Source organism: Paenibacillus sp. AD87, assembly GCF_001659845.1.
Classification (GTDB): Bacteria; Bacillota; Bacilli; order Paenibacillales; family Paenibacillaceae; genus Paenibacillus; species Paenibacillus marchantiae.
Genome location: NZ_LXQN01000022.1, coordinates 448,016 through 459,218 on the forward strand (window position 1 = coordinate 448,016; position 11,203 = coordinate 459,218).

Genomic DNA, 11,203 nt, shown 5'->3' on the forward strand with positions numbered 1-11,203 from the left:
GGCGAAATGGGCCTACCCTCGAATAACCATGTAAGCCCGCCTAGAAACAGCTTTTTTTATTTTACCAGATTCCAGTTCGAATTTGCTTACAATCTCTTCACCAAAACCATGTAAAAGCGACAAAAAAATCCCCTTTAAGCGACATAGTCCGTCAATAATTGAGGTCTATGTTTGCTTAAAAGGAATTTATTACACAACTAATGAATAAATTCTACGATTAAATTTCTTTTTTTCTAAAATATAAAACTCCAATTAAAATGAAGAGAACTGCACTGCCCCCGACTACTGCAAGCATGGTCCAAAGCGGAACATTATAAGCTCCGAATCCCCCACCTTCAAACGGTGTCATTAGAATCATCGGCTGCGCCCAAGGGTAATACGGGCCAAATGTAGCCGAGTTCACGATCAGAATGTTCGGTACGGTCAACGCAAAATTCAATGCCAGCGGTGCGGCAAAGCTGCTCCATACCAAGGAAACGAACATTTGGAGAGCAGCGAGCGGCACACAAGCGAATAGCCCCAGCAGCAGCTTACCTGTAAGCAATCCCCATGGGATGGGATCCGTCATGCCCTGGATCGTACCTGTCAGCAGGATGGCCCCCAGCAACAGTAATTGTGTGCCCGCCAGAAGCAAAATCACAATGGTCAGTTTGCCTGCATATACGCCCGTACGAGTAAGCGGCAGCACCAGCATTTGCTTCCAGCCTCCCCCCGCATGCTCGAATCGACAGACGAAAGAGGTAAATACGCCGGTCAGGATGGGCAGTAATAACAAACCGTGCAGAAAGACCATTGAACCCATAAGCACATTCCATTGACCTGATGGGGTGGACAGCAGCCCAATAAGCAGTGCGATTAACGGACTCAGCAGAATCAGAAGCCAGATAGGTGATTTGCCCATTTTGAGTCGCTCAGAGGACAGGATTCGGAAATAGGTTGTTGCAAAACTCATCTTAGGCCACATCCTTCCGGCTAAAGTGCATCATACCCAGCAACATGATTAGGAGCCCCGCCCCTACACCCAAACCGACATACACAAATGGTTTCGGGCTGATCCAAGCCATCTGTGCCCAAGCAAGCGGAAAGTACGGTGAGATACTGAGTGCGAACATCCCCATTACTGCGAGTACAATCCCAAGAGTGACGGGTAGAGCCTGATTTTTGTTTACCATCGTCAGCCATAGCTCCAGCGACAACACCGGAAGCGCGCCAGCCAGTGGCAATAAACCCAGCTTGATTGCATGCGTCCAGGGAATCTCACCAGCGTCGAACCCAAGCAGCAGTCCCAGACCAATAGTTCCCGCTGTTAATAACAAGCAGGAGATAATGAGCAGCACACAAGCGAGCAGGAATTTAGCCAGGTACACCGCAGGTCTCGTGATCGGCATCGCCAGCAGCTGCTTCCATGAACCCTGTTCATGTTCAACATTTGCGATCATCGAGCTGAGAATCGTCGCCCCCAGCATCAAGGCAAGTGGTACAAAAACAACCACATTGTCCAGTAAACCCTCCCACAGATGATTCCCATACTGTTCTTTCAGATAGCCCAAGCGAAGCCCGAAGTTCAAAGCCTGCATTGCCGTCAGTCCAATGGGTGCCAGAAAAACGAGAAACCAGATACCTTTGCCACGAATTTTGAGCCAGTCGGAGGATAACGCACGGCCTGTCATACCGTTGCCCCCTCACCGATGACCCGCATGAACAAGTCTTCCAGGGATTGACGGTGCTCTTCCACACGATAAACCGCATGGTCCTGCTCAACCAATCGACGGACCAGCAATGCAATCGCGCTATTATCCATATACGGGAATGTGAGCGCTGCTCCTTCACGTTGACCAAATTGTCCCTGCTCTCTTGCCAGCTTCATCGCCTCTTCCGGCTCGGAAACCGTCAGTCGAATGGAGCTGCCCGTCTGGCTATGCAGATTGGCGATCGTATCTTGAAGGACCATTTTCCCCTCACGGATAATGCCAACCCGGCTCGCCATCTGTTCCACTTCACTCAGCAAATGGCTGGACACCAGCACGGTAATGCCGTGTTCTAGCGGCATGCGCTTGATTAATTCCCGAATCTCCTGAATGCCCGCTGGATCAAGACCATTCGTCGGCTCGTCCAAAATCAGCAGCTCCGGCTGACCCAACAAGGCACTTGCAATCCCCAGACGCTGTTTCATTCCAAGCGAGTAACCTTTCACGGAACGTTTGGCATCCCGGGTCAGATCCACGATGGAAAGCACTTCGGCAATCCTCGATTTGGGTACATTTAATATCCGGCGCAAGGTTTCCAGATTCTCCACCGCGTTCAGATGACCATAGTATGAAGGATACTCAACCAATGACCCTACTCGTCGCAGAATGTCCATGCGATCCTTGCGGATATCCTTATCAAATATACGGATGACACCTTTGGTTGGCTTGATTAAGCCAAGAAGCATACGAATAGTTGTTGTTTTGCCAGCGCCATTGGGACCAAGGAAGCCGTAGATGTCTCCCTTTTTAATATGCAGATCAAGTTCACGGACCGCCGCACGGTCCCGGTATGTTTTCCATAAGTTAGCGGTTTGAATAATGTTATCAGTCACTGTTTAATCACCTCGGATATCATCGTAACCTTCCAAGGTTAAAGCTGAAGTCGGCTGAAGTTTAAGTTTTGTTTAAAAAAAGGTAAGGCCTTGATTTCCCAGCTCCTCCGCCGCTATAGAGGCACACCCGCAATCCATTCTCAGAGCTGTCTACCCTCTTCCGCAGCCCCATCTCACGAATCAGCAGATCCACGATGGATAACCCCAGACCTGTTCCCTTGGTATCCGAATCTTCCTGCAATCCTGGGCCCCTATCCTGAATAACAAGAGCCTTCTCCCCATGAATCTGTTCTGTCGATATGCCAATATATTTTCCACTCGCTGCATGACGGATGACATTCTGAAACAGGTTATCGAGAACACGACGTAATCCCTGCTCATCCACCTGCCAGAACAACGGTTCTTCCGGCAGATCGATATCAATCTCAAACTGCTCTTTCTCCCAAACGGGATACCAGGCCGCTGCCGTTTCTCTGACGATTCGCAGGACGTCCTTCTGTTCCAGCTTCAATGTATATTTTCCGCTGGTGAGCAGGTTGTACGATAACATGTTATCGATCAATCCGCTCAAATCATCCATCTTGGCTTCCATACGACGCAATGAAGTATCCGCAGCCGGGCTTAGTGGTTCTTTGTGAAGGGAATGCATATGTCCACGAATAACGGTCAGAGGTGTACGCAGATCATGCGACAATCCCGCGACAAGACGTTTGCGAAGCTGCTCTTCCTCCCGCTCCCGGTGACGGCTGTCTGTCAACTGATGCACCATTTCGTTGAACGATTCCTCCAGATGTCCAATCTCGTCCGATCTGCGAATCTCCACAGGAAGGGGAATGCCTTCCTTTCCCGGAGTGATCATCGCCGTCTGGAGCCGGATGAGCCGCTTGCGAATCCGCGCAAAAAACAGGATCGACATGATGATAAATAACAGGAAGATGATCATCATCAATCCACCCAAATACAAAAGTTCCATAGGCCAGTTGTTCTGTGGCTTTTGCAAAAGATACCTTGGAACCTCAATCACCATAAACCCTTGTCCCTTGTCTTCACTATCTCCACCCACAAAAGAAACAACCGTTAGCGGATCACGATAGGAGGCTTCCTTCATAAATTCCAGGGAGGTGTTTGCATTCCATATCGAAGGAATCCGGGTCTCTGTTTTCGGATGATCCAACGTCCATTTCAATGTCGTCATTGTTGTTCCATCCACGTTGGTTTCCGACACATCAACATCCTCTCCAGCGAGAATAAATGCCGTTTCACCGTTTTGGTCCACACGGTACATCGAAGATTTGGGATATTTCCGGTGCAGCTGTTCCATACGTTGATTGATTTTTTCAGATGTCGCCCCATCCAGCTTCTCGGATTCCCGGGTCCACAGGTTGCTAATTTTCGTGCTATCGCCATAAGGTGCCGTATTGTCTTTATTTGTATTGTTCACCACCACCACATAGATAATGGATGTAATGGGGAGAACGACCGGCACAAACAAAACCGCTGCCAAGATCAGGAGAATATATCGGGACATCAAGGTCCGTCCAAAACGCATTTTCCGTTTGCCTGGAAGACTACGGTTCACTCCCCTATTCCTATTGGATGGATCGCGCATCGTCGCTTTTCTTCTCATGGCTTCTTCACACGATAACCAACACCACGAACGGTTTGAATGATGGTTGGGTTCGCCGGATCACGCTCCAGCTTCTCGCGCAGATGCCGGATATGTACCATTAATGTCTTGTCCCCGTCCAGATAAGGCTCGTTCCAAACGGCTTCGTAGATCTGTTCCTTGGTTCGAATCATGCCCATATGCCTGAGCAGGTAGGCGAAGATATGAAACTGTTTGCCCGATAAAATAATTTCTTCCTCCGTCTCCTCATTCACGATTCGGTGATCCTTCTCGTAGATGGACAAGTGGTCCAGTTTTACCACGGTATCGGCCGATATCGCCGTCCCTGCCTTTCGAAGCTGTACTTCAATCCGTGCGGCGAGTTCATCGGGATGGAATGGCTTGGTTACATAATCATCGGCAAAATCAAGCCCATGCAGCTTGTCGTCAATGGACGTTCTAGCCGAGAGCATGACAATGGGCACTTCAGGATGTTCCTTTTTGAGTCGCTGTCCTACCGTAAATCCATCCAGTCCCGGCAGCATGACATCCAGAATAACCAACGAACAGCCCCCGGCAGCTTCAGCCGCACCTTCACCACTTCCGAGCCATACCACCTCATATCCACGCTCCTCCAAGTCGGCCCTAACCCATGTGGCAATTTCCGTATCGTCTTCAATGTATAACAGTTTCGTTTTCATGCGCGTATTCGTTTCCTTTCTGTACCCTTTGGGTTAATTATATATTTGAAACATAATGAAGTATCTTGTTTATATAAAATGTACGAATGATGATCACACGACCATGGATATCCTTTTATTTTAAATTATACCTTAATCATCCGCTTCGCATAATTCATGCAGGGATTGAGAGGTTGATTCAACAACATAAGCATGTGGCATTCATCCCGAGATTGATTTGCATCGAATGCGGCTACTTGCTCACATACTACGTGTGTATACGACGGGAGGAGATTCAACATGCTGCTGGAAGCCATCTATCATCAACCGAAACGGAACTGGGCCTATGCCTACGATAAGGATACCATTCGTCTGCGTCTGCGTGCCAAAAAGAATGACCTCACCGAGGTACATGCCCTGACTGGGGACAAATACGCCTGGGATCGCACCAAAGAGCTAGTTCCTTTAACCAAATATACATCCGATTCCATGTTCGATTATTATGAGGGGCAAGTAAAGCCTCCGTATCATCGACTGAAGTATTCCTTCCTGCTGAAAAGTGGCACAGAACAGATCTGGATGACCGAAACGGATTTCCAAACGCATGAACCCGACGATCCTGGTCACATGTTCCAGTTTCCGTACATCCATCCCGGAGCTGTATTTACACCGCCTGCATGGGTGAAGGATGCAATCTTCTATCAGATCTTCCCTGAACGATTCGCAAATGGCAACCCCGACCTTGATCCAGAAAAAGTGGAACCCTGGGGTGGTGAGCCGACCCCGTTTAACTTCTTCGGCGGTGATCTCCAGGGCGTCATCGACCATCTGGATTACCTTGAAGAGTTGGGCATTAACGCCATTTATTTCACACCAATCTTCGAGGCAACGACCAATCACAAATACGATACCGAAGATTATTTGCGAGTAGATCGGCATTTTGGTGATGCAGATACAGCCAAACGGCTTGTTGAGCTGTGCCATGCACGCGGAATCCGGGTGCTATTGGATGCGGTGTTCAATCATTCTGGGAAGACTTTTGCGCCGTTTGTCGATGTGCAGAAGAACGGGGAGAAGTCCAAATATAAGGACTGGTTCCATGTGCATGAATTCCCGCTGGACGTGAAGGATGGCATTCCTACGTATGAAACATTCGGATTCGAAGCCCACATGCCGAAGCTTAACACGGAAAATCCCGAGGTGAAGGCGTATTTGCTGGAGGTCGCCGAATACTGGATCAAGGAAGTGGGCACCGACGGCTGGCGGCTAGATGTCGCGGATGAAGTGGATAATGCGTTCTGGCGCGACTTCCGCCGTGTAGTGAAGGCTGCGAATCCGGATGCCTATATCCTGGGTGAGGTATGGAATGAGTCCTCCTCCTGGCTGCAAGGTGATCAGTTCGATGCCTCTATGAACTATCCATTTACGGAAGCCGTAAATCGTTTTTTTGTAAAAGATGCCATTCACGCCGAACAGTTCGCGAACTCGATCGGTCGACAACTGTCCCGCTATGCGCTGCAAGCCAGCGAAGTGGCGTTCAATCTGCTTGATAGCCACGATACACCACGGCTGCTCACCTTATGTGAGGGTGACCAGCGGAAGATGAAACTGGCCGCGTTGTTCCAATTCAGCTATATGGGTGCCCCGTGCATCTATTACGGGGATGAGATTGGGCTGGACGGCGATCATGATCCCGGCTGTCGGAAATGTATGGAGTGGGATGAGACGAAGCAGGATCGCGAGCTGTTCACCTTTTATCAGAAGCTAATCGCACTTCGCCAAGCCCATCCTGCCCTGCGTGCAGAAGGCAGCATTCGATTCCTGCAGGCCCGTGAAGGCGGAAGCCAGCTTGTGATGGAACGACAGGATGAGGAGGAGCGCATTCTGATCCTTTTCAATCGTTCGGAAGAAACAGCTATCGTGGAGCTCGAAGCGGGTGCCGGGGAATGGACGGAGTTATTTGGCGAGAATTATCGTACAGCCAAGGAAGAGGGCATCCTGGCCGTTGAGCTGCCCGCATATGGATATGCTGTACTAAGTACAGATATCGCGTAACTTCTTCATATTGTTGTATCCTTGCAATTCCAACGCATTGCAAGCAACGCCGAATAAGCGCTCACAGACCTGTTACTGATCTGTAGAGCGCTTTTCTGCGATATGGATGGATCGTCAATTGATTTAATGACACGGATACTATAGAAAGCTACTGAGGGGCGGCCAGCTGTTCCTTGAGCAATCGGATGGTAGCCTCATATTGTACAAGCCCCACTTGCATACACAAACGCTGTGCAGGTGAGATCTGTTCGCCAAATTGCTTCATCTGGCGCTGCAGCTCGGCATACAGCAACTCTTTACGATTCAGCTCCGACCGGACCCACCCTGCGACAGTATCTTCATCCGCCAGCTCTCCGAAATACAGACGCATCAGAAAATCAGAACGGAACACCTCTGCTTCCAGGGGACTCATCAAATAGGTATTGAACTCCGCAGACCCTTCCGGTGTTAAGGTATACACATTTTTGTCAGGTTTCCCTTCTTGTCTAACGGATTCTTTGGTCAATAACCCTGACTTTTCCATCTTCGCAAGTGTGGGATAAATGGTGCCAAAGCTGGCATCGAAGAAAAATGAAAAGTATTGTTCAAAGTACTGCTTGATCTCATATCCGGAACATGGCTGATTGTGCAGTATTCCGAGGATGACATGCTGCGTGTTCATCGGTGTACCGCTCCTTTCCAATTGCTCTTAACGTATCACATCCTCCCTTATACGTTCAACATCATCAGACATTCACGGATTGGCTTATCCGGCAAAAGGGGTATATCTTTATCCACGATCAGGTGAAGGCAGGTTTCCAGTCAGAGCGACAGGTGTCGCAGCAATCTTGGACTCCAACGGTATGCTGGATTGTGCAGGACCTGAGCGTTTGATCCATGTGCACACCGCTCCCAAAACCAACGTCGCCGCTCCAATCACTACCAAAAGCAGAACATCATGACTAATCCCATCTCCGCCAAGTACCAGATTCATCATACCCTGCACCGCGTAGGTTGCCGGCAGATAATGACCGATCTGTTGATAGAAGTCAGGCATGACATCGCGGGGAATGGTTGCGCCTGATGACAACATCAGCAGAGGCAACAAGGCACTGTTTAACCATGCTCCAGCATTTCCAAGCAGCAGCAAGCTCAATTGCGCCACGAATAGAAAAGATAGAGTAATCAACAACTGAAATAGCCATAACATCCACCATCCATCTGCTGATGATACACCCATAACATGCATCATCCCTGCTCCAACAAGCGATACGATAAATGCAGCACCAACATTGATGATATTGCGCGCCCAGAAACGTTCCCATTTCCCTGCCCTGCTACTGAGTTCACCAGAAACCTTTTGCAGATTCATGCCAAGCAGCATTGCACCTGTAAACGTAGCTGTCACAATCAACATTGGTACCATGGAAAAAGCAAAGTTATGAACTGGATTCAGTCGTTCCACTTCTGCCTCCACCCGGGAAGATAACCCCACCGCCATCGTATTCGCCTGATCGGCAGCCATACCTGATTGATTCAGCACTCCCCGAATGCTGTTTTGCTGTACTTCACGGTTCAACGTCGCTGTAACTTGTGCGGACACGGTCTGCATCACACTTTTTACGGTAGCCACGTTGGATTCATTCATTACATACTTCACTGCCACCGGGCCCGACAAGTCTCCCGCCTGCTGCATGAAACCGGATGGAATCTCGATAATCATGTATACATCCCGGTCCGTTAACATCTGTCTGGCTTCTTCCATAGTTGCCGAAGGTTTAATCGCGAAATGAAGCCCCTCTGCAAGAGACTTTGCCACAGGCTCAGCCGCAGCCCCATCTTCATTTACGATGGTCACAGCAAGCTGATTCATCCGTGCATTTACCTGATCATATCCACTAAGCCAAATGGTATTAAAAAAAACCTGGAACAGTACGGCTGTAATTAACCCGACTACTGTAGCTCCATTTTTCAAAAACAGAAGACTCGTTTGAAAAACACTTTTCATGTTATCCATCTCCTTAATTTGTATAACTTATTCTCGATCTTATATATCGTGTTGATATATGACAATAAATAATATATCTAAACGATATATAAACGTCAATACCTTTTTATTTTTCTTTGTTGGAACAACAAAAAAGCCGATACGCTTCTTCACCAGGAAGAATTCGTATCGGCTTTTTTATCAAGATGGGAGCAGATCATTACCGTTAATGATCAAGCTCCACGAATTAAATTCAGTTCATGTACGTTCATGCATGTTATGCCTTGGCTTCTGGTTCATTTTCAGCAGGAGACTCAGCTTCAATCTCAGGCTCCGCACGCTTCGCCTTCGGTTTAGCAAGCTTCTCCATCATTTTCCGTCCTGTCGGTGTTTGGGCAAGCCCACCTTGGGCCGTTTCACGGTGCCTGCTCGGCATCGCACTGCCCACTTCCAGCATGACATCAATGACTTCGTCAGAAGGAATGGCACTTCGTACCCCGGCCAGCGCCATGTCGGCCGCAGCCAACGCAGTTACGGCACCCAGTCCGTTACGCACGATGCACGGAATTTCCACGAGGCCTGCGACGGGATCGCAGATAAGGCCTAATGTATTTTTTAACGCGAGGCCAACCGCATGAACCACTTGCTCCGGCGTCCCTCCACGCAGCTCCACCATGGCTCCAGCGGCCATACCGATGGCAGAACCCACTTCAGCCTGACAGCCACCCTCGGCACCGGAGATAAATGAATTGTTGGCAATGACATAACCAATCGCTCCCGCACAGAACAGACCGTTCACCAGATGCTCGTCACTCCAGCCAAAACGCTCTTGGGAGCTTATAAACACACCCGGAATGATGCCGCAAGAACCGGCTGTTGGTGTGGCAACGATCCGGCCCATGGAGGCATTCACTTCCGATACACAAAGGGCATACGCCATGGCCAGTGCAGAAGCATCTCCAGAACAAGTCTCACCTTTACGAATGTACTCAGCCATTTTTTTGCCGTCTCCGCCAGTCAAACCGCTGCGTGATGTCGTATCTTCTGTCAGCCCTTTGTGTACAGCTTCCTTCATCACCTGATAGTAATCCGACATCTGCCGTACAACATCCGCTTCCGGGATATTCGTCTCCTGAACCTGCTCTTCGATCATCAGCTCGGCGATGGTTTTGGATTCTGCTGTACAGATGGTATTCAGTTCATGTAGATGTTTAAACCGCATCAGGCTCGACCCCTCTCTTCAAATCAATCACGCGAATGTCCAGCATATGATCCAGTGACCGCAGACGGTTCAACATCTCAGGATTCGGCACACCATCCATCTCCATCGCTGTTAATGCTTCACCATCCCGGGCTTTCCGATCCACTTGCATGTACCCGATGTTCACCCCGGACGAACTGATGGTGGAGGTTACGGAAGCGAGCACTCCTGCTTTGTCCGAATGGCGCAGTACAAGTGTGGGAAACTCTCCGCTGATCTGTACACGAAAATCATTCAATGCATGCACCGATACACTACCTCCGCCAATGGAAGCACCAATTAGTGAGCATTGACGGTCTCCATGCCACAGTTCAATCTTGACCGTATTCGGATGAGGAGCAGGCAGGCCGCTTGTAAAAAACTCTACCTCCATACCCACTTCCTCTGCATATTGTTCTGCATCCGGTATACGTGGATCATCAGTCACATAATCAAGCAGGCCACCGATTAACGCAAGATCCGTACCATGCCCCTGATACGTATCGGCGAACGAGCCATACAGTGTTAATCGAGCGCGTTCAGGCGTGCACCCCAGCCACTGACGGGCAATTCGCCCCAATCTTGCCGCTCCAGCCGTATGTGAACTTGATGGACCTGTCATGGACGGACCAATAATTGAAAAAACGTCTTTAAAACGCATCGCAAACCCTCCATTTATAATCGTCATTTTCATCCAGACGTACACCCATAATGTTCCTTTATTACTGAATGATGACATCAAAAAAGGACAGAAGAAGGCCCTAGGCCCTCTCTCTGTCCTCGATACCTGAGAGTTTCATGATAAGCAGCGCGGCGGATCGATGCAATCCCTGTATTCACAGGTGATGTCACCCTGCACACCGTGCTGCTTGACCATATACCCCTTGGGTGGCGCAGTTTCGCGCACTCTCCAGAGTTGCGTCCAACGATGGTACATTTACCTGAGAGATTAACCACTGCGCCGGGTGCGTAGCAGCTTGCTCCTTCGGTGCCCGACAGCTGCCATTTTACTCGACATGCCCAGGTCTCTCCCGCTCGCTATCATTCGCTGTATGGAACCATTCTGATCTTGTAA

At 49.2% G+C, this 11,203-nt stretch carries 10 protein-coding genes and 2 riboswitches; of the genes, 1 reads left to right on the forward strand and 9 read right to left on the reverse strand.

Translation table 11 applies throughout. From position 1 onward, the window contains the following. Positions 1–217: 217 nt before the first annotated feature. From gpAD87_RS30160 to gpAD87_RS30180, 5 genes are all read right to left on the reverse strand, one after another. Positions 218–952, reverse strand: coding sequence for an ABC transporter permease (locus tag gpAD87_RS30160; protein WP_064642620.1), 735 nt, complete (start codon positions 950–952; stop codon positions 218–220). A 1-nt stretch (position 953) separates the two neighbouring features. Continuing rightward, positions 954–1,670 carry an ABC transporter permease gene (locus tag gpAD87_RS30165; RefSeq protein ID WP_064642622.1) on the reverse strand — a complete coding sequence of 239 codons (717 nt, stop codon included), beginning with the start codon at positions 1,668–1,670 and terminating at the stop codon, positions 954–956. Continuing rightward, complete coding sequence (locus gpAD87_RS30170; protein WP_064642624.1) at positions 1,667–2,581, reverse strand: ABC transporter ATP-binding protein; 915 nt, start codon at positions 2,579–2,581, stop codon at positions 1,667–1,669. Before gpAD87_RS30170 ends, gpAD87_RS30165 begins: the two co-directional genes overlap by 4 nt. A 61-nt stretch (positions 2,582–2,642) precedes the next feature. Beyond that, on the reverse strand, positions 2,643–4,160 hold the full coding sequence (locus gpAD87_RS30175) for a HAMP domain-containing sensor histidine kinase (RefSeq protein WP_231952953.1): 1,518 nt from the start codon (positions 4,158–4,160) through the stop codon (positions 2,643–2,645). Positions 4,161–4,204: 44 nt separating this feature from the next. Next, entirely contained in the window at positions 4,205–4,888 is a 684-nt protein-coding gene (locus tag gpAD87_RS30180) for a response regulator transcription factor (RefSeq protein WP_063566209.1), read from the reverse strand. A gap of 279 nt (positions 4,889–5,167) precedes the next feature. Between gpAD87_RS30180 and gpAD87_RS30185 the strand changes: the two genes are divergently transcribed. After that, positions 5,168–6,922, forward strand: coding sequence for an alpha-glycosidase (locus gpAD87_RS30185; protein WP_064642628.1), 1,755 nt, complete (start codon positions 5,168–5,170; stop codon positions 6,920–6,922). Positions 6,923–7,070: 148 nt separating this feature from the next. Here the strand turns inward: gpAD87_RS30185 and gpAD87_RS30190 are convergent, their stop codons facing one another. The 4 genes from gpAD87_RS30190 to sdaAB all read right to left on the reverse strand — a co-directional run bounded on the left by gpAD87_RS30190 (position 7,071) and on the right by sdaAB (position 10,789). After that, positions 7,071–7,583 carry a PadR family transcriptional regulator gene (locus tag gpAD87_RS30190; RefSeq protein ID WP_064642631.1) on the reverse strand — a complete coding sequence of 171 codons (513 nt, stop codon included), beginning with the start codon at positions 7,581–7,583 and terminating at the stop codon, positions 7,071–7,073. 108 nt (positions 7,584–7,691) lie between these two features. Beyond that, complete coding sequence (locus gpAD87_RS30195; protein ID WP_064642633.1) at positions 7,692–8,909, reverse strand: YhgE/Pip domain-containing protein; 1,218 nt, start codon at positions 8,907–8,909, stop codon at positions 7,692–7,694. 256 nt (positions 8,910–9,165) lie between these two features. Then, the gene (gene sdaAA, locus gpAD87_RS30200) at positions 9,166–10,110 is read right to left on the reverse strand and encodes an L-serine ammonia-lyase, iron-sulfur-dependent, subunit alpha (protein WP_064642635.1); all 945 of its coding nucleotides are present in this window, start codon (positions 10,108–10,110) and stop codon (positions 9,166–9,168) included. Then, positions 10,100–10,789, reverse strand: a complete 690-nt coding sequence (sdaAB, locus tag gpAD87_RS30205; RefSeq protein ID WP_064642637.1) for an L-serine ammonia-lyase, iron-sulfur-dependent subunit beta — start codon at positions 10,787–10,789, stop codon at positions 10,100–10,102. Before sdaAB ends, sdaAA begins: the two co-directional genes overlap by 11 nt. Positions 10,790–10,900: 111 nt before the next feature. Next, a riboswitch (glycine riboswitch) is annotated at positions 10,901–11,044 on the reverse strand. A gap of 4 nt (positions 11,045–11,048) precedes the next feature. Beyond that, a riboswitch (glycine riboswitch) is annotated at positions 11,049–11,172 on the reverse strand. Positions 11,173–11,203: the final 31 nt, after the last annotated feature.